Genomic DNA, 23,151 nt, shown 5'->3' with positions numbered 1-23,151 from the left:
CGGTCCGGCTCCGCTCCGACCTCGTCTTGCTCCGCTCCGGCATCGTCTTGCTCCGCTCCGGCCTCGTCTTGCTCCGCTCCGGTCCGGCTCCGGTCCGGCCTCGTCTTGCTCCGCTCCGGCAACGCCGCCGGCCCGGCACGGGGCCGTCGAACGGGAATGTCGGTGGTCTGTGGGAGGGTTAGTAGGGTTCCGAGACAGGTCGAGGGAGGCTCCGGATGCATGAGATCAAGTGCCCGCACTGCGGCAGGGCGTTCACCGTCGATGAGGCCGGGTACGCCGACATCCTGAAACAGGTGCGCGACCACGAGTTCGAGCAGCAGCTGCACGAACGGCTCGAACTGGCCGAGCAGGACAAGGCGAGGGCCCTCGAGCTCGCGGCGGCGCAGTCGGCGGGCGAGCTGCAGCGCGCCGCGGCTGCGAAGGACTCGGAGATCCAGGAGCTGCGGGCACGGGTCGAGGCGGGTGAGACCGCGCGACGGCTCGCGGTCGCCGAGGCCCTCGGCGCGGTCGAGAAGGAGCGCGACGCGCTCGCGAGCGAGCTCGAGCAGGCGAGGCAGGAGACGCAGGCGGCCGTGGATCTCGCCGAGGCGAAGCTCGTGGCCGAGCTGCAGCGCGCCGCCGCTGCGAAGGACTCGCAGATCCAGGAGCTGCGGTCGCAGCTGGGAGCCGTCGAGCTCGCACAGAAGCTCGCCCTCGCCGAGGCGGTCGGCAGCGTGGAACGGGAGCGCGATGAGCTGCAGAGCGGGCTCGCGCGCGCCGAGCTCGAGAAGCAGCTCGCGGAGCAGTCCTTGAAGGACCGCTACGAGACGCAGCTGCGGGACCGCGAGGTCGAGATCGAGCGCCTGCGCGACATGAAGGCCCGCCTATCGACCAAGATGCTCGGCGAGACCCTCGAACTGCACTGCGAGAACACCTTCAACCGCTACCGCGCCATGGCTTTCCCGAGCGCCTATTTCGAGAAGGACAACGACGCGAGCTCCGGCAGCAAGGGCGACTACATCTTCCGAGACCTGGACCCGGCCGGCGTCGAGATCGTCTCGATCATGTTCGAGATGAAGAACGAGGCCGACACGACGGCGACGAAGAAGAAGAACGAGGACTTCTTCAAAGAGCTCGACAAGGACCGCACCGAGAAGGGCTGCGAGTACGCGGTGCTCGTGTCGCTGCTGGAGCCCGAGAACGAGTACTACAACGACGGCATCGTCGACGTCTCGCACCGCTACCCCAAGATGTACGTGGTGCGGCCGCAGTTCTTCCTGCCGCTCATCACGCTCCTGCGCAACGGCGCGCTGAACGCGCTAAAGTACAAGGCCGAGCTCGAACAGGTGAAGGCGCAGAACATCGACATCACCAACTTCGAGTCGGAGCTCGACGCCTTCAAGGGAGCGTTCGGTCGCAACTACGAGCTCGCGACGCGCAAGTTCCACACTGCGATCGAGGAGATCGACAAGGCGATCGCGCGGCTGCAGAAGGTCAAGGACGAACTGCTGGGCTCCGAGCGCAACCTGCGCCTGGCGAACGACAAGGCGCAGGGCGTTACCATCAAGAAGCTCACCCGCAAGAACCCGACGATGGCGGCCAAATTCGCCGAGCTCGAGGGCGGCACCGGCGCACCCGCGGCCGAGTGAAGGGGCGGGAAGGCGCACGCATGAACCTGGGATCGATCCTCGACACCTCCACCTTCGCGGAGGCGGACGAGGCCTTCGCCGCATTCGAGGAGTGGGCGTGGGAGGAGCGCGGCCTGCGCCTCTACCCGGCCCAGGAGGAGGCGGTGCTCGGCATCGCGCTCGGCAGCAACGTGATCCTCGCAACGCCCACGGGCACCGGCAAATCGCTCGTGGCGCTCGGCGCCCACTTCATCGCACTCGCAGAGCACCGGCGCACCGTCTACACCGCGCCCATCAAAGCCCTCGTGAGCGAGAAGTTCTTCGACCTCGTCGAGGTGTTCGGGGCCGCCAACGTCGGCATGGTCACCGGCGACACCTCGATCAATGCCGACGCGCCGATCCTCTGCTGCACCGCCGAGATCCTGGCGAACCTCGCCATTCGCGACAAGGACGTCGACAACCCCGAGGCCGGCGGCATCACCCAGGTGATCATGGACGAGTTCCACTACTACGCAGACCCCGACCGGGGCTGGGCGTGGCAGGTGCCGCTGCTGCTCATGCACGACGCGCAGTTCCTGCTGATGTCGGCGACGCTCGGCGACGTGACCGAGCTCGCGGCCGATCTCAGCGACGCCACCGGTCGCGACACCGCCCTCGTCACGGGGGTCGAGCGGCCCGTGCCGCTCAGCTTCAGCTACGCGGTGGCGCCCGCCCACGAGGTGGTCGAGCAGCTCATCGAGCAGCGGCAGACGCCCGCCTACCTCGTGCACTTCAACCAGTCGCACGCGGTCGAGCAGGCCCAGGCCCTCGCGAGCATCCGCGTCGTCGACCGTGCGGGCCGCGATGAGATCGCCGCGGCGATCGGCGGCTTCCGCTTCTCGACGGGCTTCGGTTCGACGCTCTCGCGGCTCGTTCGCGCGGGCATCGGCGTGCACCACGCGGGCATGCTGCCCCGCTACCGGCGCCTCGTCGAGCAGCTCGCCCAGCGGGGCCTGCTGCGCGTGATCTGCGGCACCGACACGCTGGGGGTCGGCATCAACGTGCCCATCCGCACCGTCGTCATCACCGCGCTCACCAAGTTCGACGGCGAGAAGATGCGCCGCCTGAGCGCCCGCGAGTTCCACCAGATCGCCGGGCGCGCGGGCCGGGCCGGCTTCGACACCGAGGGCGACGTGATCGCCCTCGCCCCCGAGCACGAGGTCGAGAACGCGAAGCAGAGCGCGAAGGCGCAGGCGAAGGCCGCCGCGGGCAAGAAGGTCGGCAAGGGGCCGAAGAAGAAATCGCCGCCGCAGGGCTTCGTGGGGTGGAGCGAGCAGACGCTCGAAAAGCTCGTCGGCTCGCAGCCCGAACCTCTCGTGAGCCGCATGCGCGTGAGCCACTCGATGGTGCTCGGCGTCATCGGTCGCGGTGAGGAGTGGGAGGGCGAAGCTCTGAACACGATGCAGATGCTCATCTTCGAGAGCCACGAACCGCAGGCGCGCCAGTACGAGCACGCCCGCACCGCGATCGACATCTTCCGTACGCTGCGCAACGGCGGCATCGTCGAGGTGCACGAGAACGAGCGGGGCGAGCGCCTGCTGCGCCTCACCGTCGAACTGCAGGCGAACTTCGCGCTCAACCAGCCGCTCTCGCCGTTCGCGCTCGCCGCGATCGAACTGCTCGATCCCGAGTCCGACGGCTACGCCCTCGACGTGATCTCGATCATCGAGGCCACCCTCGAGGATCCGCGAGCCATCGTGCGTGCGCAGGAGCACAAGGCACGCGGCGAAGCCGTCGCCGCCATGAAGGCCGAGGGCATCGAGTACGACGAGCGCATGGAGCTGCTCGAAGAGATCACTCACCCGCAGCCGCTCAAAGAGCTGCTCGACGAGGCCTTCAACGCGTACACGCAGGAGGTGCCGTGGGCGCGCGACTACGAGCTGCGGCCCAAGTCGGTGGTGCGCGACATGGTGGAGCGCGCCTTCGGCTTCCGCGACCTGGTCTCCTTCTACCAGCTCGGTCGTGCCGAGGGCGGGGTGCTGCGCTACCTCAGCGACGCCTACCGCGCGCTCGAACGCACCATCCCCGAGCAGGCGAAGACCCCCGAGCTCGACGAGCTCATCGACTGGCTGGGCGAGCTCGTGCGGCAGGTCGATTCGAGCCTCATCGACGAGTGGGAAGAGCTCTCGAACCCCGAGGCCGCTGCGGCTCACGCCGCAGCGCTCGCACGGGCGGAAGCCACCGGGGCGACGGTCGCGCCGCCCACCCGATCCGTGCTGCGCAACGAGCGGGCGTTCACGGTCATGCTGCGGAACGCGCTCTTCCTCAGAGTGCAGGCCGCGGCTCACGAACGCTACGAGCTGCTCGGCGAGCTCGACGGCTCCGGGGCGGGCGGCTTCGGCGAGCAGCGCTGGCGCGACGCGCTGGCCGGATACTTCACCGAGTACGACGAGATCCGCATCGACGCGGACGCCCGGGCCGCCGGGCTCCTCGAAATCGACCGCGGTGCCGAGGCCGTCGCCGAGGGGGTCTGGCGCTTCCGCCAGGTGCTGCTCGACCCCGCGGGCGACCGCGACTGGGGGATCGAAGGCGTGGTCGACCTCGCCGACTCCGAGGCCGAAGGCGAACCGGCGGTGCGCGTGCAGCGGGTCGGCCCGCTCGGCTGAGCTACGCCCCGAAGAGGGTCATGCCGTCGGACGGCACGAGCACCGCTGCCGCGAAGAGCCCGAACCAGGCCACCGCCGCGAACTGCACGCTGCGGTTGCGGAAGAGCACCATCTCGGGGCCCTCGGCGCGGCCCTTGTCGATGTCGGAGGCGTAGTAGAGCACGATCGCGAGGAACGGCACGACCGAGGAGACCGTGAAGACCTGGTTGAAGCCCGCGATCTGGAACGCCCAGAGGGAGTAGCCGAGCACGAGCATCGTGCCCGACATCGCCCAGACGAACTGCAGGAACGTCACCGAGTACTGCGCGAGCGTCGAACGCGTGTACGCCGTGGGGGCGTGCTGAGCCGCCAGCAGCTCCGAGTATCGCTTGCCGGCGACCATGAAGAGCGAGCCCGCCATGATGACGAGCATGAACCAGGCGCTCACGGGGATACCGGTCGCGGCGGCGCCCGCGATGCCGCGGAGGCAGAAGCCCGTCGCCACGGAGAGCATGTCGACCACCTTGCGGTGCTTCGCCCAGGTGACGTAGAGCGCCTGCAGCGCGAGGTAGGCGATGACGACGGCTCCGAGCCCCACGGCCCCCGTGGCGAAGGGCGTGACGACGGCTCCGACGCCGAGCACTCCCGCGGTGACGGTGGCCGTGCGGGGCGATACGCGCCCGCTCGCGATCGGGCGGTACCGCTTCGACGGGTGGATGCGGTCCGACTCCCGGTCCATGAGGTCGTTCACGAGGTACACCGTGGACGATGCGGCGCAGAACACCGCGAAGCCCGCGATCGACTGCAGCAGCACCTGCGGTTCGAAGAGTCGGCCCGCCGCGAGGGGCACCGCGAACACGAGCAGATTCTTGACCCACTGCCGAGGGCGCAGTGCTTGGAAGAGTGAGCGCATACACTCTATTCTCGGGGGTCGAGCGGCCGAATCGGGGTCAGGCGGGCACCGAGTCCCAGAACGGAGACGATGTGCGCATCGCGCTGTTGTACCTGCTCTTCGCGGCGATCGCCACGCTCACGAACCTGCTCGCGCAGGCCGCCGTCGTGCGGATGCTCGACGGAACGTGGGCGGTCGCGGCGGGCGTGCTCGCCGGCACCATCGCGGGGCTCTCCGTCAAGTACGTGCTGGATCGGCGGTACATCTTCCGCTACCGCTCCAAGAGCCTGTCCGGCAATCTGCGCACCGTCGTCATGTACACGCTGTTCAGCGTCGTGACGACCGTCATCTTCTGGGGCTTCGAGTTCGGCTTCGACTGGATCTTCGGCACCGAGGCGGCCCGCTACACAGGCGCGGTCATCGGGCTCGGGATCGGATACGCGGCGAAGTACCAGCTGGATCGCCGCTACACTTTCGTCGAGAGGGAGGGGTAGGCAGATGGATCTGGTCTCCTGGGGGCGTCGCGGCATGCACCCGCACCGCGTAGTGCGGCCGGCGGATCCCGGCGGCGTCGCCGACGCGATCACGACCGGGCACCCCGGTCTCGCGGTCGGCCTCGAACGCAGCTACGGCGATGCGGCGCTCAACTCCGGCGGCACGGCGTGGGATCTGACCGCGCTCGACGCGTTCATCGACTTCGACGAGGAGTCGGGCCTGCTGCGCTGCGAGGCGGGTGTCCCGCTCGGCGAGATCCAGCGGGTGTTCTCGCGCCGCGGCTGGATGCTCGCGGTGACGCCCGGCACCCAGAACGTGACCGTGGGCGGTGCGATCGCGAACGACGTGCACGGCAAGAACCACGCCGTCGCCGGCACCTTCGGCGGGCACGTCGAACGCATCGTGCTGATCCGCACCGACGGCGAGCGCATCGTCTGCGGCCCTCGCGAGCGCGCCGACTGGTTCGCGGCGACCGTGGGCGGCCTCGGTCTCACGGGCGTGATCGTGGAGGCCACGATCCGCCTGGAGCGGGTGGCGGGGCCGTGGCTCGAGACCCGCCGTGTGGCGTTCGGTTCGCTCTCCGAGTACTTCTCGCTGGTGCGCGAGACCGCCGAGCCCTTCTCGGTGGGCTGGATCGACGTGGTCACCGGCGGCGGCCGCCGCGGTATCTTCACGACAGCCCGCCCCTGCTCGGCCGAGCAGACGGCCGCCCTGCCGGCGGCGCCCCCCGAGCGCGCCCTCACGGTGCCGTTCACGCCGCCGTTCTCGCTCGTGGGCCGGGCGACGTTGCCCGCGCTCAACAAGGCCTACTACTGGTGGCAGCGGGCGGGTGTCGGCACGCGGATCGAGCACTACCGCGACTACGACTACCAGCTCGACGCGATCCGCGGCTGGAACCGCATGTACGGGCCGCGCGGCTTCTACCAGTACCAGAGCACCATCCCGTGGGAGGGCGCGCAGGAGGCGACGGCCGAGATGCTGCACCGCATCGCGCGTTCGGGGCAGGGCTCCTTCCTGGGCGTGCTCAAGACCTTCGGCGACACCCCGTCGCCCGGCATGCTGAGCTTCCCGGCCCCGGGCGTCTGCTTCGCCCTCGACTTCCCCGACCTCGGCGAGCGCACGCTGCGGCTCTTCGCCGAACTCGACCGCATCGTGGCCGAGGTCGGCGGCCGCCTGTACCCCGCGAAGGACGCCCGTATGCCGCGCGAGCTCTTCGAAGCGGGCTATCCGAGACTGCCCGAGTTCCTGCCGTTCCGGGATCCGGGCATCGAATCCGACCTCGCGAGGAGGCTCATCTCATGACCCGGCACACCACCCGCTCGGCGCTCGTCGTCGGCGCGACCTCGGTCATCGCGCAGCACATCATGCGCCGCTGGGCCGACGCGGGCGCCACCCGCTTCGTGATCGTCGGGCGCAGCGAGGAGCGCCTGGAACGCGTCGCCGCCGACCTGCGGGTGCGCGGCACCTCGCCCGAGGTGTCGGTCGTCGCCCTCGACCTGCTCGACCCGGACGAGATCGGGCGGGCCGTCGCCGATGCGGCCGAGCAGGCCGACCCCGACACCGTGCTCATCGCGCACGGCGCCATGCACGAGCAGCAGCGCATGCAGCAGGATCTCGCGCTCGCGAAGGACCAGCTCGAAGCGACGGGCGTGTCACCGACGCTGTGGCTCGATGCGGCAGTCGGCCGTACGCGGGCGACGCGGATCGCGGTGATCGGCTCGGTGGCGGGGGATCGCGGGCGCGCGAGCAATTTCCTCTACGGCTCGGCGAAGGGCATGGTGGAGCGGGCCGCCCAGGGCGAGCAGCACCGTCTGCACGGCACGGGCCGTCGCGTCACGCTCGTGAAGCCGGGGCCGACGGCGACGCCGATGACGGCCCCGCTGCAGGAGTCGGGCGCCAGGCTCGCGAGCGCCGACGCGGTCGCGGGCATCGTGGTGCGCGCCATCGCCGCGGGCCGGCCCCTGGTCTACGCGCCGGGGCTCTGGCGGTGGATCATGCTCGCCGTGCGGCTCGCACCGCGGGCGCTGTTCGAGCGCACCTCGCTGTAGGGCGAGGGCCGGACGCGGCGCGTTCCGGACGCGCCCCGATCCGCGCTCAGCCGCTCCGCGGTATCCGGATCAGGTTCAGGTTCAGGTTCAGGTTCAGGTTCCGCTCCCCGGACCCGACTACTCGGCGACCACCGAGGAGTCCTCGTACTCCTCGGTCAGCCCGTGCGGGGTCTTCTCCCAGCGGTGCGGGCTGAAGTACATCTGCCAGGCCGCTCGCCACGCCGCGACGGAGTGCAGGATCCAGTAGAGCGGATTGAGCAGCGCGAACACGGCGATGCGCCAGTTGTAGCGGCGCCAGGCCGCCGCACCCGCGAACATGATCATCAGCGCGTTCGAGGCCAGCATATTGATGGTGCCGCCGATCACGAGCCAGTCGGGCAGGTCGAGACCGATGACGTGCACCCCCACGTAGGTGATGATGGTGAAGCCGAGCACGAGCGGGTAGGCGAGGAACGCGAGCGGCGTGCCGATGATGAGCGCGGTGAGCGTGATGAAGCCGGGCAGCCCGTTCTGCTTCAACCACGCGACCGGGTGCCGGGCGTTGACCGCGCCGGTCATCATGTACCCCTTGATCCAACGGGTGCGCTGCTTCACCCAGGCGGGCACCTCGGCGCACGCCTCCTCCCAGGTGACGGAGTCGACGACGCCGACGCGTCCGCCGTGCACGGCGATGCGCATGCCGAGGTCGGCGTCCTCGGTGACGTTGTACGGATCCCAGGCGCCGAGGTTGCGCAACTGCTCGGTGACGAAGTGGTTCGAGGTGCCGCCGAGGGGGATCGGCACGTGCCAGTCGTCCATGCCGGGCAGCATCGAGTCGAACCAGTGCGCGTACTCCACCGCGAAGAGGCGCGTGAGCACGTTGTAGTCGGCGTTGAAGTAGTTGAGCGCCGCCTGCACGCAGATGAGCGGGCGCGGATCGCGGGTCTCCGAGTGCTGCTCGGAGCGGAACCGCTCCACGACCTGCCGCAGCTGCCGCGGCTGCGGCCGGTCCTCGGCATCGTAGATGACGACGAACTCGCCCCGTGCGAAGGCCAGCCCGTAGTTGCAGGCGCGCGGCTTCGTCTGGGGGCCGCCAGGCGGCACGATGAGCATGCGCACGTACTCGGGCGGGCGCATCGCCTTCACCGCGGCGATCGTCTCGTCGTCGTCCTCTTCGAGCAGCAGCAGCACGTCGAGCTTCGACTTGGGGTAGTCGAGCGCGCCGAGATTCGCGACCAGCTTCGTGATGATGTTGGCCTCGCGGTACGCGGGCACGAGGATCGTGTAGATCGGCAGGTCGTCGTCGGGGATCGCGGACTCGGGCTCGGGCAGGCCCCGGGCCTCGCGCTGTCGGTGCACCTCCGCGGCGAGGCGGCGCCGCCAGACGCGCCTGATGCTGCCGCGCACACCGGCGAGCACCTTGAATCCGACGTTGATGAGGAACATCGCGTTGGCGAAGGCGAGCACCGTGATCGCGGTGATGAGCGGATCCAGCAACGCGCCGATGACGACGATCGCGACCGCGATCACGGGGAGAGCGCGCTGCCAGCGGTTGAGCCCGTCCTTCGCCGACGCGGAGTTGTCGGTGCTCGCCAGCGACTCGGCGGCGCCGAAGACGAGCGCCGCGCGGCAGATCGACTGCACCACGCGCACGAGATCCCAGTCGGTGGTCGTGACGAGCCGCAGCTCGTCGACCCCGTATCGGGCGACGATCTCGGCGGCCGCCTCTTCGGAGAGCGGGATGGTCGTGGCGACGGTGACCGCGGACGGCGCGTGCGACGGGCGCTCGACGCCGAGCGGCAGCCAGCCGCGCTCGATCCACGTCTCCGCGGGTTCCGCCAGGATGTGCTCGGCGTCGACCTCGCCCTGCTCGTCGAGCTCGACGAGGTCGACGAACGGGGCGCGCCACTGCTCGGCGAGCGCGCGATACATCTCCAGGCGCTGCACGGCGCCGTTCAGGATGAGGTGGCGCCCCAGCGGGCCTCCGCCCGCGCGCTGCGCCGCGAGCGCGTCGTCGAGCTGCGACTCGGTGATGAGTCCGCGGTCGAGGAGGATCTCGCCGATCCGGCGCCGGTCACGGCCGGGCAAACCGATCATGAGCCGTCCAATCGTCGGAGGATGCGGATGTCGCCCTCGGAGAACACGAGCTCGTACTGCGCGAGCACTGCGGGGTTCTCGAGGAGCGTCGCGTACACCTGGTCGGCGACCGCCGCGCTCGACAGGGACGGGGCGTCGGCCACCGTGTAGAAGATCCAGCGGGCGTGGCCGGCGGGATCGCGCAGCGCCTCGTCGAAGAACTCACCCGTGGAGCGGTTGAAGTACTCGCGCAGCGGCACGCCGATCTGCGGCAGCACCGCGTTGCCCGCCGCGGACTCGTCCATGAGGATCCCGCCGCCGTCGTAGTGGTCTCCGAGGTAGCGCGCCCCCGCGTCGGTGCCGTTGCCGCGTTTGATCTGCAGGTACCCCTCGCCCTCGGCGAGCACGGCGCTGCGGCCCGGCAGGTCGGCGAACGACCAGGCCAGCTGACCCGCGAATGCGACGATCGTGGCGACGGCCGCCGTGATCCCGAGCACGCGCACCCGCCGCGACCGCAGACAAGTGTCGATCCACACCGCGCAGAGCATCGCCAACCAGGTCAGCGACACGAGCGCGTACCGGTTGTTCCACCAGTTCGTGGGCATCGTGTGCATGTTGTTCATGTGGGTCTGGCCGAGATAGAGGCTGAGCAGCGAGAACGCCCAGCCGGTGGCCAGCAGCCAGACGATGAGCGCGCGCGTCTCGAGCCGGAACCGGGCGCAGAGCGCGACAAGTCCGAGGGCGGCGACCGCGAGGGTGACGGCGCCGACGGTGCCGATGATGGCCCAGTGGTAGGCCCAGAGCGTGAGGCCGACCGAGCCCTTGTAGGCGAGGAACCCGGATTCGGAGACCGGCGCCTGCAGCGCGGCGGCGGAGTAGGGGCCGTTCAAGAACTCGAGCGGGTTCTGGTAGACGGCGAAGTTGTAGGAGACCCACCACAGCACGCCGAGCGCGGGCCACAGCGCGAAAGCCGACGCCAGTTTCACGACGTGCTTCAGCGAGCGCTTGCGCCGCCAGGCGACGATGATCACGAACAGCGTGCCGCTCGCCACGAGTGCCCAGCCCTCGTAGCGGGAAAGCACGGCGCCCGCGGCGGGCGCGCCGCTGAACACCATCATCTCGCCCGCGCTGAGCTCGCGGGGCGAGAGCGCCCACGAGGCGAGCCCCGCCACGGCGGCGGTGAGGAACGCGATGAGCACGGGTTCGGTGAGCGCGGTCGTGTGCACGTAGAGCAGGCTCGGATTGGTGACGATGAGCCCGACCAGCACGAGGCGGGCGGTGCGGCCCAGGCCGATGCGCGCCGCGATCCGGTAGCTCGCCGAGGCCGTCGCGACGAGACAGACGATTCCGAGCAGCGCCGCCGCCCAGCCCGTCGCCCACAGCCAGTCGACGGCCACGAACGGCATCAGCAGCAGGTTCGGCAGCGGCAGCCACACGGTGCCGAGCTGGGTGAAGCCGGGGGCCATGCTGTCGAAGATGCGTCGGGCGATGGTGAGGTGGCTCTGCGCGTCGGCGTACGCGAACTGCATCTCGGTGCCGATGCTCCAGAACGCGGCGATGGTGCCGGCGATCAGCGCGATGGCTGCGACGATGAGGGTGCCGGGCACGCGGCGCCCGGTTGCGGGCGCGCCGAGCGCCGCCCAGGCCGCGCGGAGGCGACCCGGCGCGGGCTCGGCGATGCTCACGAGCCGTCGCTGCGGCGCTCGGCGTCCGATCCGGGCTCGGCCGCAGCGTCGGGAGCCGGAGCGGTGCTCGGGGCCGCATCCGCGGGCAGCGGATCTGCGCCGGAGACCGGCTCGGCCCCGACCGCCGAGGCGGTCTCGTCGGCTGCGGCGGTGTCGGTCGCGGCGGCCTCAGCCGCCTCGGCCTCGACCTGCCGCGTCGCCACCAGGCGACGACGTCGCGCAGCGGCGGCGATCCCCACGATCGCGAGCAGCAGCACGAGGCCGCCGATCGCGACCCAGGCGAGCCAGGTGTAGTCGTCGCGGTACTCCTGCTGCGGCACCACGGCGTTGATGTCGAGCAGCTCGGGCTCCTCGTCGCTCTCGGCCTGGAAGCGCAGGACACCGGAGAGCGAGTACCAGTCGGTGCCATCGAGGTCGCCGGCGACGCTCGCGATCAGCGCGTCGGGGGCTTCGCCCTCGGGCGCCCAGCCGCCGACGACCAGCAGGTCGCGGTCGCCCGACTCGAAGGCCATGAGGGCGGCGTAGGGCTGATCGACTGCCACGGTCAGCTCGGTGCTGCCCGAGGGGGCGAGAGTGCGGAAACGGTCGAGGCGCAGCGGGGTGCGCAGCGCGTTGGCCTGGTCGGGGGTCGCTCCCACGAGCAGGCCGGGCATCGCCGAGTCGATCAGCTGCTGCGCCGAATCGACGGAGATGTCGAGCTGCCGGCTCGACACGCGCTGCAGCGCTGCGACGACCGACCCGGCGGCCTGCACCTCGGTGGTGCCCGGGGTGTCGGAGCCGGTCGCGACGGTGAGCGCGCCGCCGAGCGCCTGCGGGAAGCGGTCGAAGCCGGGTCGTGCGGCCTGGCCGCGATGCGCGGTGACCGTGCTGGCACGGGTGTCGAGGTCGAGGCGCACCTGGGGCAGCAGCGACTCGTCGATGCAGGCGCCGCCGGCGGCGACGGCCGTGAGGCGCACTACGAGGCCGTTCGAGGCGCGCACGCTCGTCGCGGGGATCTCGATCTCGCGGTCGATGCGCGGCTTGTCGCCGCTGATCGGCAGCGTGTCGACGAGCACGTCGTTCCAGAGCACCTCCGCGGAGGCGACAGTGGCGGAGTCGACGGTGCTGACCGCGCCGGTGAGACGCAGGGTGTAGCCGTCGACCGGCCCGCCGAATGCGTCCTGCGGCACGTCGATGAAGCCGTCGGTGACGCCGTAGCCGCGCAGCGAGACGCTGGCGGTGCCGAGGTCTTCGAGCGTGAGCGAGCGGGCGGTGTCCGGCTGCGTGGCGGCTGCGGCGGCGAGTCCCTCGGTCTCCGCGGCGGAGGCGAGGGGGAGCCCGGCCGAGCCGAGCGCGGCCGCGGCGGCGGCGAGCTTCTCGGGGGCGCCTGAGACGACGAGGCGGGGCACGCCCTGCTCGTCGGCGTCGATACCGGTGACGGCGGGGCCGCTGCCGGCCTCGAACGCGATGACGCGCCGGGTCACGGGGTCGGGCGTCTCCGCGGCCGGAGCGTCGAGCGACACCGAGGACTCGCTGCCGAGGCGGTGCGTCGCCGCGGCAACGGCGCTCAGGCCCGCTTCGAGCAGCTGCGGATCGCCGCCGGTGACCACCTCGACCTGCTCCACCCACGGCGCGAGGAAGGCGCCGACGGTCTCGGGCGGGGTCGCCTCGCCCGCGGAGTCGATCGCCGCGTCGGCGATGGCGACGCGAGTGCTCTGCTCGCGCTGCGCGGTGTCGCTCGCGACCCAGCAGACGCGGCCGGTGTCCCAGGGCAGCGAGAACGCGAGGTTGACGCGGCCGTCGACCACGTCCTCCTCGCTGAGCGCGAGGCTGATCTCGCCATCGGCGGGCGTGACGGTGCCGAGGTGCCGACGTTCGCTGCTCACCTGCACCTCTGAGGCGCCGTCGCCCGCGAGCAGCGACAGGCGGGCGGTGAACTCCTGCGGTGTCGTGCCGTCCGGCACGAAGAAGGGAAGCCACACCGTGCCGCCGCTCGCGAGTTCGGCCCGCTCCGAGCGGGACTGCGCGCTGGTGGGGCCGGTCGCGGCGTCCGCTCCGGATAGCTCGTCAGAGCTGTCGCGGTCGGCGGTGTCGTCGGCCTGCGCCGGGGCCGTGGTGTCGGCGGGATTGCTCGGCTGATCCGGCGACACCTGCGACTTCGCGCCCGCGCCGTCGTGGGCGAGGGCCGGGGCGGCTCCGGCCCCGAGGCTCGCGAGCACGAGGACTCCCGAGAGGATCGCAGCGGGCGCACGCCGCAGGCGCGAGTGCCCCGCGGCGCGGGTGTGTGAACCGGAAATCGGCGCGGATGTGCTCATCGTCGGACAGCCCTTCCCCCTGAAGAAACGCAACTCCCCGCAATCCTACGGGTGTCGGCTTGTGAGATCCGACCAAATGACGCGCCTGCCCGGCATCACGACCCTCGCGGTAGGAGTTTTCACCCACGGGGTAGAGGATCCGCCCGCCCCGGTGCGACCCCGGCGCCTTCCGCTGGGGCCCCACCGCCCTCCCGCGCCGCCGCACCCGGCCGCCGCGCGGGGCGGCGCGCCCACTAGAATCTCCCCATGCGCCTCGGAGTGATCGACGTCGGATCCAACACCGTCCATCTGCTGGTGGTCGACGCCCACCCGGGTGCGAGCCCCGCCCCGTACCACTCCCAGCGCTCGGTGCTGCGGCTCATGCGCTACCTCGACGCCGACGGCGCGATCGTGGAGGAGGGCGTGCGCCGCATCGTCGATGCGATCCGCGAGGCCGCCGACACCGTGCGCGAGATCGGCGTCGACGACATGATCGCCACCGCGACCAGCGCGATCCGCGAGGCCGCCAACGGCGAAGAGGTGCTCGCCCGCATCACCCGGGAGACGGGCGTCGTGCTGCGCGTGCTCTCCGGCGAGGACGAGGCGCGGATCACGATGCTCGCGGTGCGCCGCTGGCTCGGCTGGTCGGCGGGGGAGATCCTGCTCTTCGACATCGGCGGCGGCTCGTTCGAGATCGCCCAGGGAGCCGACGAGTACCCCGACGTGCAGGTGTCGCTGCCGCTCGGCGCGGGCCGATCCACCATCAACTTCCTGCCCGAGGATCCGCCGACGCGCGAGGCGGTCTCGCGGCTGCGGGCGCACGCGCGCGCCGAGTTCACGCGCGTGCGCGATGAGGTCTTCGCGGATCGCCCGAGGCCCAAGCGGGTGGTGGGCACCTCGAAGACGATCCGCTCGCTCGCCCGGCTCGTGGGCGGGCCCGCAGACCCCATCACGGGCGATCTCGCGCAGCTGCACTACGTGGGCCTGCGCGAGTGGGAGCCCACGCTGCGCGACATGCCGGGATCGGTGCGCGAGTACCTGCCGGGCATCACCCCGGAGCGCGGCTACCAGATCATGGCCGGTGCGGTGGTGCTGCGCACCGCGATGAAGGTGTTCGAGGTCGACACCCTCACCATCTCGCCGTGGGCGCTGCGCGAGGGCATCGTGCTGCGCTACATCGACGCGCTCGACGGCCGCGGCGCGGAGCCGGTCTCGGAGCCCGCCCCGGAGCTCGGGTGAGCATCCCGCCGGAGGAGCCCGGGGGCCGGGAACCCGACGGGGGAGTGGACTGGCCCGCCCTGCGCGCCGCGGCGAACGCGGCCCGGGATCGCGCCTACGCCCCCTACTCCCGCTACCGCGTAGGCGCTGCGGCGCTCGTCGACGACGGCCGGATTGTCGCGGGATGCAATGTGGAGAACGCCTCGTACGGGCTGACGCTGTGCGCGGAGTGCGCGCTCGTCTCGGCGCTGCACATGAGCGGGGGCGGGCGACTCGCGGCGTTCGTGTGCGTCGACGGCGACGGGGCGACGATCATGCCCTGCGGCCGCTGTCGGCAGCTGCTGGCCGAGCACGCCGCCCCCGGTCTCTTGATCGAGACCGTTGCGGGAGTGCGCACGATCGACGAGGTGCTGCCGCTCGCGTTCGGGCCGAGCGATCTCGAGGCCTGACGACCGCGCGATCTCGGCTCCCGGCGGCGCTCAGTCGAGCGCGGAGACGGCGCCGCGGATCGCCTCGGCGAGCTGACGCACCGCCGCGGAGGGCTGCTTGCCGGCGCCGTCCGCGGGCGCCGCGATGAGCAGCGAGCGCACGAACGACGGCTCGTCGATGGGGCGCAGCACGACGCCGGGGTGCTCGCGGGTGCTCGCGAGGCGGGGCAGGAAGCTGACGGCCATGCGGGCGGCGACCATGCCGAGCATGACCTGGAAGTCGTCGGTGCGGATCGCCACGTCGAGCGTGTGCCCGGCCTGCGCGAAAGCGTCGATCACCATCGCGTCCATGGGGTCGTCCCAGGCGGCGGCGAAGAGCCAGCGCTCGCCGCTGAGCGTGAGCAGGGCTGCGCGGTCGATGGCGGCGCGCGCTGCGAGCGGGTGCCCCTCCGGCAGGGCGAGCATGAGCGGATCGCGCAGCACCTCGGTGGTGACGATGTCGGAGCGGAACGCCAGCTCGTGATCGGGCACCGAGTACACGATCGCGGCGTCGAGCTGTCTCCGGTTGACGTGCTCGACGAGCTGCGGCACCTCTTCGAGCACGGCGTCCAGCTCGATCCCCAACTCGGTCACCTGCGCGACGATCGAAGGCAGCAGCTTCGCCGCGGCTGTGGGGAAGGTCCCGAAGCGCAACCGCACGCGCCCCATCTGGGTGAGCTCGCGCGCGTCGCGCAGGGCGCGATCGGTGAGGGTGAGGATCTCCTCGCCGCGATCGAGCAGCAGCACGCCCACGGGCGTGAGCGAGCTGCCGCGCGAGGAGCGGTTGATCACCGCGGCGCCGACCTGGCCGTCGAGGTTCTTGAGGTGGTAGTCGACCGTGGGCTGGCTCCAGCCGAGGCGGCGGGCGGCCCCGGTGACGGACCCCTCGGCGTGCACCGCCCGCAGGGCTTGGAGCTGACGCAGGTCGATCATGGCATCCCACTATCCCATATCTGACACTCAGGCACATACGGCACGTTTGTCACATACAGCATATGTGACTTCCGAGACGATACGGGGGTTCACGATCGTGATCCGCACCCCCACGATGGAGGGATGCTCCACGTCACCGACCCGGTCGGCCTCCCCGCGCTCGACCACTCCACGAGCTCGTCAGCGCCCGCCGAGACCCGCTCGCCCGCCGCCGAGCGGCAGTCCGTGCTGCGCCGGCACGCCGAGACCCCCTACGCGGACGCGCTCGACCGCTACGTCGCGCGCGGCCCCGTGCAGCTCATGGTGCCCGGCCACGGCGGCAGCGACCGCGGGCTCGGAGCGCGCCTCGCCGACTACCTCGGCGAGCGCACCCTGCAGCTCGACATCCCCATGCTCATCGACGACGTCGACCTCGGCGCGGACTCGCCGCTCGACCGGGCGCTCGCGCTCGCCGCCGAGGCCTGGGGCGCGCGCCGCACGTGGTTCCTCACCAACGGCGCCTCGCAGGCCAACCGCACCGCAGCGCTCGCCGCCCGCGGTCTCGGCGAGCACATCGTCTCGCAGCGCAGCGCGCACTCCAGCTTCAGCGACGGCGTGCTCGCAGCCGGACTGATCCCGGGCTTCGTCTTCCCCTCCGTCGACGGCTTCCACGGCATGTCGCACGGCGTCTCCCCGGCGGCGCTCGACGAGGCGCTCACGACCGCCGCGCGCGAGGGGCGTCCCGCTTCGGCCGTCTACATCATCTCGCCCAGCTACTTCGGCTCCGTCGCCGACGTGCGCGGCCTCAGCGACGTCGCCCACGCACATGGCGCACCGCTCATCGTCGACGGCGCCTGGGGCCCGCACTTCGGCTTCCACCCCGAGCTGCCCGAGTCGCCCGCCCGCCTCGGCGCCGACCTCGTCGTGTCGAGCACGCACAAGCTCGCCGGCTCCCTCACGCAGTCGGCCATGCTGCACCTCGGCCACGGCCTCTTCGCCGACCGCCTCGAACCGCTCATCGAGCGCGCCTTCACGATGACGGCTTCCACCTCGACGAGCGCGATCCTGCGAGCCTCCCTCGACATCGCCCGCCACTCGCTCATGACCGGCGAGGCCGAGATCGGGCACTCCATCGCCGGAGCCCGCCGCTTCCGCGAGATGCTGCGCGACGACCCCCGATTCGGTGTCGTCAGCGACGGCTTCGACCGCTTCGACGACATCGTGGACACCGACCTGCTGCGCGTGCCCATCGACGTCTCGGCGACCGGGGTGAGCGGCCACTGGCTGCGGCAGCGGCTCATCGACGTCGACGGCATCCACTTCGAGATGTCCACCGCCACCTCGCTGGTCGCCGTCATCGGCGCGGGCAAGACGCCCGACTACGAGCTCGTGCACCGCGCTCTCGTCGCGGCGGTCGACTCCGACGCGGCCGCCGTCGAGCGCGAGGCGCACGCCGCCGCCGGGTCCTTCCCCGCACTGCCCGCGCCCGGTGCGCTCCGCATGCCGCCCCGCGATGGCTTCTTCGCGCAGACCGAGCTCGTGCCGGCCGCCGAGGCGGTCGGACGGGTCTCCGCCGACACTCTCGCCGCCTACCCGCCCGGGATCCCGAACCTCATCCCCGGCGAGGAGATCACGGCCGAGACCGTCGCCTTCCTGCAGGCCGTCGCGGCGTCGCCGACAGGCTATGTGCGCGGCGCGGTCAACCCCGCGGTGACCTCCTTCCGCGTCACCCGCACCGCTTAGACTCAATCCCAGCCCACCGGCCGAACGGCCCGAACCGAACACGTACGACGACGATGTCTGGAGAACCCATGTCCACACCGCAGACGCTGCGCCAGCAGCTCTTCCGCGTGAAGCCCGTCCCTCGCGATGGCGGTGAGAGCGGCAGCCCGCTGAAGCGCAGCATCGGCCTCTTCCAGCTCACGCTGATCGGCGTCGGCGGCACGATCGGCACCGGTATCTTCTTCATCCTCTCCGAAGCGGTGCCGATCGCCGGCCCGGCCGTGATCTGGTCGTTCATCATCGCGGCCACCGTCGCCGGGCTGTCGGCGCTCTGCTACGCCGAGCTGGCGAGCAGCGTGCCGGTGTCGGGATCCTCCTACTCCTACGCCTACAGCACCCTCGGCGAGCTGCCCGCGATGGGCGTGGCCGCCTGTCTGCTGCTCGAGTACGGGGTGTCGACGGCGGCGGTGGCCGTGGGGTGGTCGCAGTACGTGAACCAGCTCATGGGCAACCTCTTCGGCTTCCAGCTGCCGGTCGCGCTGTCGGCGGCCCCCGAAGAGGGCGGCATCATCAACCTGCCGGCCGTGATCCTGATCGCGATGTGCGCGTTCCTGCTCGTGCGCGGCACCTCGCACTCGGTCGTGGCGAACACCATCATGGTGCTCATCAAGATCGCCGTGCTGCTGTTCTTCGTCGCGGTGGGCATCACCGGCTGGAACACCAACAACTTCGCCGACTTCGCGCCCTTCGGATTCAGCGGCGTGATGACGGGCGCGGGCCTCATCTTCTTCTCCTTCGTGGGTCTCGACGCCGTCGCCACCGCCGGCGACGAGGCGAAGAACCCCCGCCGCAACCTGCCGATCGCTCTCGTCGCCGCGCTCGTCGTGGTGACCACCATGTACGTGCTCGTCGCCGTCGCCGCGCTGGGCGCCCAGCCCACCGCCGAGTTCGACGGGCAGTCGGCCGGTCTCTCGCAGATCCTCGAGAACATCATCGGGGCGTCCTGGCCCGGCACGCTCGTCGCGGCCGGCGCCGTGATCTCGATCTTCAGCGTCACCCTCGTCGTGCTCTATGGCCAGACCCGCATCCTGTTCGCGATGTCGCGCGACGGCATGGCGCCCAAGATCTTCCAGAAGGTCAACCCGCGCACCATGACCCCGGTGGCCAACACCGTCATCGTCTCGGTGATCGTCGCGATCCTCGCGGGCGTGCTGCCCATCAACTTCCTCGCCGAGATGACCTCGATCGGCACGCTCGCCGCGTTCACCGTCGTGTCGGTCGCGGTGATGGTGCTGCGCAAGCGCGAGCCCGACCTGGAGCGCAAGTTCCGCGTGCCGCTCTATCCGGTGATCCCGATCCTCTCGATCATCGGCTGCCTCTGGATCATCAAGGATCTGCGGCCCATTACCATCTTCGTCTTCCTCGGATGGACGCTCGTGGTGCTCGTGTGGTGGTGGTTCACCGGCCGCAAGAACTCGGTGCTCGGCGAGCAGCTCAAGACCGGCCTGATCCGCCTCGTCGGCCCCGGCCGCTACCGCGACGGCGACGCGGAGCGCGCCGCCGCGCACATCGAGACCGGCACGCTCGACATCCCGGACGTCACCGCCGGCGATCCGGTGGTGGGCGAGGACACCGTTGAGCGCTCGGGCGGACCCGGATCCTCGCCCGCCGACCGCGGAGACGAGCGATGAGCGTCGTGGTCGGGGTCGCGCCCGGGCACTGCTCGCACGCCGCCGTGAGTCTCGCGGTGCTGCTCGCCCGCTCGTCGGAGCTGCCGCTCGTGGTGGTGGCGGTCGACGCCGCCGGCTGGCCGCCGCAGCGCCCGCTCAGCGGGGTCGACGGCGAGTACCAGCGCTTCGTGCGCGAGCAGGCCGAGGCCGCCCTCGACGAGGCGCGGGAGCTCGTGCCGGTAGACATCGACGCGAGTTACATCGTGCATGACGGGCCGAGCGCGCGGCGCGGCCTCCTCGCGGCCTGCGAGAACGTGGGCGCGCAGCGGCTCGTCGTGGGCGCGAAGGAGACCGGGCCCGAGGGCGAGGTGGTGCTCGGATCCGTCGTTACGGGCCTTCTGCAGAGCGCGCACCTGCCCGTCGCCATCGCACCGCACGGCTTCGAGGCCGAACCGGGGGCGCGGCTGCAGCGGGTGACCGCGGCCTACAGCGGATCGGAGACCTCGGCCGAGCTCGTGCTCGGCGCCGCCGCGATCGCGGCCGAGGCGGGGGAGGGGATCCGCATCGCGTCGTTCCACACCCGCCCGCGCGCCTTCCTCACCGCGCGGGTGGGGCGCGACGTCGAGAACGAGATCATCGAAGACTGGGAGGCGCGGATCCGAGAGGATGCCGAGTCGATCCTCAACAGCATCGAGCAGTTCGAACGGCAGCCGGCCTCGGTCGAGGTAGCAGTCGGCGCCGGTGACAGCTGGGGTGCGGCGCTCCGCGCGATCCCGTGGCTCGCGGCCGAGGTGCTGGTGGTCGGTTCGAGCAGCCTGGGGCCGATCGCGAGAATCTCGCTCGGCTCGCACGCCGTGAAGATCGTGCGCCACTCGCCCGTGCCCGTGGTGGTGGTGCCCCGTCGCGCCACCGACGACTACGTCGCGCGGGGGCGTTCGACCGCCGCAGCCTGAGCCGCGCTGCTGAGAGCGGAGCGGGTCGCACTCGGGGCCCACTCCGCTCACAACCCGGCCCCGGACGGCGATTCACGCGACTTCTCCACAGATGCGTGGATCACGGCCCGTCGGCCGTTGCGGACGCGCATGCTGGAGCCATGACCTCTCCTCTGCGCCCCGATGATCCCCGCCTCAGCCGCCACCGCGTCTTCGCGACCGACGCCGAGCTGCACGAGCTTGTCGAGCTGCTCCTGGCCCGGGCCAGCCGGCGCCAGCTCTGGCTGTTCGCCTTCGACGATCGGCAGCGGCAGCTCGGCCCGCTGATGCCGATGGAAGACCTCCCCGAGAGTCCCGACGAGCTGGTGGAGACCGAAGACCTCGGGCTCGTGTCGATCCCGCACGTGCTGGCCGACCGCGCCGCCATGGTCTGCGAAGTGCTCGACGCCGCCTCGATCGCGCTCGTGTGGGAGCGCCGCGGCAGCGAGCGATTCGATGCGCAGGATCGCGCCTGGGCCAGGGCGCTCGCGCACGAGACCGCGCAGCAGGGGCTCCGGCTGCGCGCGCAGTTCGTGCTCCACGACGAGGGCGTGCGCCAGCTCACCCCCGACGACTATGCGTAGCGCGGGCCGGTGCGGCGGGTACTGCGCCCGGCTTGGTGCCGGGCCCTGCGTTTCGGGCCCTGCCTTCCGGGCCTGCGCCGCGCCGTGCCCGGCAGCGCGCCCGGCCTGCTGCCCACGGCCGCCTGATTTGGAGTTGTGCTCGCCGATCGGGTAGAGTTATCTCTCGGTGCTGAGCTCCCCGGAGTTCAGATTTCCGCCTTGGGATATGGTGTAATTGGCAACACTACGGTTTCTGGTACCGTCATTCTAGGTTCGAGTCCTGGTATCCCAGCCATAGTGCTCTTGTTCAAACCAAGGGCTAAGTGAACCGGCATTACATCCAAAGAATCCGAACTCTCCGCAGACTTGCGGGGAGTTTTTGGTTTCTCTGCGCCCTTCTTGCTGCGTGCGGTGCGCACGGTCGCGGCTACGTCGCGGAAGGACTGATTCGCCTCCGTTCGCTCCACCTCGATGTATACCTTCTCACCGTCTTCGTAGATGCGAAGCCGAACGAAGAACGCCTCGAGGAGATCGCGCCGGACGCTGTCTGGGGCATTGCGGTAGAGCTCGCCAGGATTCCGTAACAGCTGAAGGTGCGACAGCGCCGTTTCGGCGCTGTAACGGAGTCGATCTATGGTGCGGGCGAGTTTCTCTTGGATGACGCCTTTCTGAAGGGTTGTTTCTTCGAGCTTGTCACGGAGCTTCGGGACTGCATACGTCCCGTTCGCAGCCAAGTCGATGAGTCGCTCCTCTTGTGCCTCCAGTTGCTTGAGTTGGCGCGCGAGCCCCGCCTTTGTTTCTTTGTCTGCAGCGAGCAGCATGTGAAGCGCCCTGGGTTTGTTGGAGGCTCCAGAGTTACGGATGGAGAATGGATTCATGCCCCAACACAAGAACAAGGGACGCCGCTATTCCGCTGAGGAGAAGGCTGCAGCGGTCCGGATGGTGCGCACTCTCCGCGCCGAGCTCGGTACGAGCCAGGGAACGACGTCGCGGGTGGCTGAGCAGCTCGGCTACGGGGTCGAGTCAGTGCGCTCCTGGGTGCGTCAAGCTGACATCGATGACGGTGTGAAAGCTGGGGTTACGACCGACGAGCAGACACGTATGCGAGAGCTTGAGCAAGAGGTGCGTGAGCTCAAGCGCGCGAATGAAATCCTGAAACGGGCCGCGTCTTTCTTCGGGGCGGAGCTCGACCGCCAACACAAGAACTAGTGGCATTTATCAACGGCAACAAGGACGATGTTGTTGCCGGTTGAAGGCTCGGGGTCGAGCGCATCTGCAAGGTATTGCAGGTGGCCCGTCCACGTATTACGCAGCGAATAGCAGACCAGCGTCTGCCCGGCAGCGGCGCGACGCGGAAATCGCGCCGCGGCTGCTCGAACTCTGGGAAGACAATTACTCCGTCTATGGGGCGCGCAAGCTCTGGAAAGCCGCCCAGCGAGCAGGTATCCAGATCGGTCGCGACCAGGTCGCCCGGCTCATGAAAGTCCTCGGGATTGAGCGCGTGCGCCGTGAGAAGCGAGTGAAGACCACGAAGCCCGACCCGCGAATGCCCAGGCACCCTGACCTCGTAAACCGCGTGTTCAACGCTGCTGCGCCGAACGAGTTGTGGGTCACCGATTTGACGTTCGTGCCGACCTGGCAGGGTGTTGCATACGTGTGCTTCATCATCGACGCATACAGTCGCATGATTGTGGGCTGGCGATGTGCATCGAACATGAAGACCGAGACGGTGCTTGACGCGATCGAGATGGCACGATGGTCGCGCGGCAGGCATCTTCCAGATTTGCGTTGCCACAGCGATGCGGGCAGCCAGTTCACATCGATTCGTTACGGTGAGCGTCTTGCCGAGATCGGAGCGACGCCATCGATCGGGACCGTGGGTGACAGCTATGACAATGCTCTCGCTGAGACGGTGAACGGATACTACAAGGCTGAGTTGGTGCGCGGTC

At 70.3% G+C, this 23,151-nt stretch carries 16 protein-coding genes, 1 tRNA gene and 1 pseudogene; 13 read left to right on the top strand and 5 right to left on the bottom strand.

Annotated elements, in window-relative coordinates:
- The first annotated feature begins 215 nt into the window (after positions 1–215).
- Both H629_RS0100095 and H629_RS0100090 read left to right on the top strand, forming a co-directional pair.
- Complete coding sequence (locus H629_RS0100095; RefSeq protein ID WP_024355318.1) at positions 216–1,628, top strand: DUF2130 domain-containing protein; 1,413 nt, start codon at positions 216–218, stop codon at positions 1,626–1,628.
- Between the two features lie 20 nt (positions 1,629–1,648).
- Positions 1,649–4,252 (top strand): DEAD/DEAH box helicase, encoded by a 2,604-nt coding sequence (locus H629_RS0100090; protein ID WP_024355317.1) that lies wholly within the window; start codon positions 1,649–1,651, stop codon positions 4,250–4,252.
- A 1-nt stretch (position 4,253) separates the two neighbouring features.
- On the opposite strand, the gene H629_RS0100085 is transcribed toward H629_RS0100090, so the two are convergent.
- A complete protein-coding gene (locus tag H629_RS0100085) occupies positions 4,254–5,144 on the bottom strand; it encodes a decaprenyl-phosphate phosphoribosyltransferase (RefSeq protein ID WP_024355316.1) in 891 nt (296 codons plus the stop codon).
- Between H629_RS0100085 and H629_RS0100080 the strand changes: the two genes are divergently transcribed.
- The 3 genes from H629_RS0100080 to H629_RS0100070 are packed head-to-tail and all read left to right on the top strand — an operon-like array spanning position 5,135 to position 7,666.
- Positions 5,135–5,617 (top strand): GtrA family protein, encoded by a 483-nt coding sequence (locus tag H629_RS0100080; RefSeq protein ID WP_240470977.1) that lies wholly within the window; start codon positions 5,135–5,137, stop codon positions 5,615–5,617. The two genes, H629_RS0100085 and H629_RS0100080, sit on opposite strands and share 10 nt — an antisense overlap.
- A 4-nt stretch (positions 5,618–5,621) precedes the next feature.
- A complete protein-coding gene (locus H629_RS0100075) occupies positions 5,622–6,920 on the top strand; it encodes an FAD-binding oxidoreductase (protein ID WP_024355314.1) in 1,299 nt (432 codons plus the stop codon).
- Positions 6,917–7,666, top strand: coding sequence for an SDR family NAD(P)-dependent oxidoreductase (locus tag H629_RS0100070; RefSeq protein ID WP_024355313.1), 750 nt, complete (start codon positions 6,917–6,919; stop codon positions 7,664–7,666). Before H629_RS0100075 ends, H629_RS0100070 begins: the two co-directional genes overlap by 4 nt.
- A 117-nt stretch (positions 7,667–7,783) precedes the next feature.
- Here H629_RS0100070 and H629_RS0100065 read toward each other — a convergent pair whose 3' ends face one another.
- From H629_RS0100065 to H629_RS13825, 3 genes are read right to left on the bottom strand one after another with little or no spacing between them, the layout of a single operon-like run.
- Positions 7,784–9,742 carry a glycosyltransferase gene (locus H629_RS0100065; protein ID WP_024355312.1) on the bottom strand — a complete coding sequence of 653 codons (1,959 nt, stop codon included), beginning with the start codon at positions 9,740–9,742 and terminating at the stop codon, positions 7,784–7,786.
- A complete protein-coding gene (locus tag H629_RS0100060) occupies positions 9,739–11,406 on the bottom strand; it encodes a phospholipid carrier-dependent glycosyltransferase (protein WP_024355311.1) in 1,668 nt (555 codons plus the stop codon). The genes H629_RS0100065 and H629_RS0100060 overlap by 4 nt, the downstream gene beginning before the upstream one ends.
- Positions 11,403–13,700 (bottom strand): cellulose biosynthesis cyclic di-GMP-binding regulatory protein BcsB, encoded by a 2,298-nt coding sequence (locus tag H629_RS13825; RefSeq protein WP_024355310.1) that lies wholly within the window; start codon positions 13,698–13,700, stop codon positions 11,403–11,405. The genes H629_RS0100060 and H629_RS13825 overlap by 4 nt, the downstream gene beginning before the upstream one ends.
- Positions 13,701–13,946: 246 nt before the next feature.
- Between H629_RS13825 and H629_RS0100050 the strand changes: the two genes are divergently transcribed.
- Entirely contained in the window at positions 13,947–14,918 is a 972-nt protein-coding gene (locus tag H629_RS0100050; RefSeq protein WP_024355309.1) for a Ppx/GppA phosphatase family protein, read from the top strand.
- A complete protein-coding gene (locus tag H629_RS0100045; RefSeq protein ID WP_240470975.1) occupies positions 14,915–15,346 on the top strand; it encodes a cytidine deaminase in 432 nt (143 codons plus the stop codon). The genes H629_RS0100050 and H629_RS0100045 overlap by 4 nt, the downstream gene beginning before the upstream one ends.
- Before the next feature lie 30 nt (positions 15,347–15,376).
- Here the strand turns inward: H629_RS0100045 and H629_RS0100040 are convergent, their stop codons facing one another.
- A complete protein-coding gene (locus tag H629_RS0100040) occupies positions 15,377–16,297 on the bottom strand; it encodes a LysR family transcriptional regulator (protein ID WP_024355307.1) in 921 nt (306 codons plus the stop codon).
- A 123-nt stretch (positions 16,298–16,420) separates the two neighbouring features.
- Here H629_RS0100040 and H629_RS0100035 point away from each other — a divergent pair, with 123 nt between their 5' ends.
- The 6 genes and pseudogenes from H629_RS0100035 to H629_RS14950 all read left to right on the top strand — a co-directional run.
- Complete coding sequence (locus H629_RS0100035; RefSeq protein WP_024355306.1) at positions 16,421–18,019, top strand: aminotransferase class I/II-fold pyridoxal phosphate-dependent enzyme; 1,599 nt, start codon at positions 16,421–16,423, stop codon at positions 18,017–18,019.
- A gap of 68 nt (positions 18,020–18,087) precedes the next feature.
- On the top strand, positions 18,088–19,689 hold the full coding sequence (locus H629_RS0100030; protein ID WP_024355305.1) for an amino acid permease: 1,602 nt from the start codon (positions 18,088–18,090) through the stop codon (positions 19,687–19,689).
- On the top strand, positions 19,686–20,621 hold the full coding sequence (locus tag H629_RS0100025; RefSeq protein WP_024355304.1) for a universal stress protein: 936 nt from the start codon (positions 19,686–19,688) through the stop codon (positions 20,619–20,621). Before H629_RS0100030 ends, H629_RS0100025 begins: the two co-directional genes overlap by 4 nt.
- A 140-nt stretch (positions 20,622–20,761) precedes the next feature.
- Complete coding sequence (locus H629_RS0100020) at positions 20,762–21,223, top strand: hypothetical protein (RefSeq protein ID WP_024355303.1); 462 nt, start codon at positions 20,762–20,764, stop codon at positions 21,221–21,223.
- A 199-nt stretch (positions 21,224–21,422) separates the two neighbouring features.
- Positions 21,423–21,497 (top strand) — tRNA-Gln (locus tag H629_RS0100015).
- 581 nt (positions 21,498–22,078) lie between these two features.
- Positions 22,079–23,151: pseudogene (locus H629_RS14950) on the top strand (IS3 family transposase); the annotation flags it as partial.

It is taken from the genome of Leucobacter chironomi DSM 19883 (genome assembly GCF_000421845.1).
GTDB lineage: Bacteria > Actinomycetota > Actinomycetes > Actinomycetales > Microbacteriaceae > Leucobacter > Leucobacter chironomi.
This window is presented reverse-complemented; position numbering and strand designations above follow the sequence as displayed.

Excerpts from the sequence above, each read along its gene's own strand:
- H629_RS0100095 (WP_024355318.1), top strand. The coding sequence starts at position 216 with ATGCATGAGATCAAGTGCCCGCACTGCGGCAGGGCGTTCACCGTCGAT.
- H629_RS0100090 (WP_024355317.1), top strand. The coding sequence starts at position 1,649 with ATGAACCTGGGATCGATCCTCGACACCTCCACCTTCGCGGAGGCGGAC.
- H629_RS0100085 (WP_024355316.1), bottom strand. The coding sequence starts at position 5,144 with ATGCGCTCACTCTTCCAAGCACTGCGCCCTCGGCAGTGGGTCAAGAAT.
- H629_RS0100075 (WP_024355314.1), top strand. The coding sequence starts at position 5,622 with ATGGATCTGGTCTCCTGGGGGCGTCGCGGCATGCACCCGCACCGCGTA.
- H629_RS0100070 (WP_024355313.1), top strand. The coding sequence starts at position 6,917 with ATGACCCGGCACACCACCCGCTCGGCGCTCGTCGTCGGCGCGACCTCG.
- H629_RS0100065 (WP_024355312.1), bottom strand. The coding sequence starts at position 9,742 with ATGATCGGTTTGCCCGGCCGTGACCGGCGCCGGATCGGCGAGATCCTC.
- H629_RS13825 (WP_024355310.1), bottom strand. The coding sequence starts at position 13,700 with ATGAGCACATCCGCGCCGATTTCCGGTTCACACACCCGCGCCGCGGGG.
- H629_RS0100050 (WP_024355309.1), top strand. The coding sequence starts at position 13,947 with ATGCGCCTCGGAGTGATCGACGTCGGATCCAACACCGTCCATCTGCTG.
- H629_RS0100040 (WP_024355307.1), bottom strand. The coding sequence starts at position 16,297 with ATGATCGACCTGCGTCAGCTCCAAGCCCTGCGGGCGGTGCACGCCGAG.
- H629_RS0100035 (WP_024355306.1), top strand. The coding sequence starts at position 16,421 with ATGCTCCACGTCACCGACCCGGTCGGCCTCCCCGCGCTCGACCACTCC.
- H629_RS0100030 (WP_024355305.1), top strand. The coding sequence starts at position 18,088 with ATGTCCACACCGCAGACGCTGCGCCAGCAGCTCTTCCGCGTGAAGCCC.
- H629_RS0100025 (WP_024355304.1), top strand. The coding sequence starts at position 19,686 with ATGAGCGTCGTGGTCGGGGTCGCGCCCGGGCACTGCTCGCACGCCGCC.
- H629_RS0100020 (WP_024355303.1), top strand. The coding sequence starts at position 20,762 with ATGACCTCTCCTCTGCGCCCCGATGATCCCCGCCTCAGCCGCCACCGC.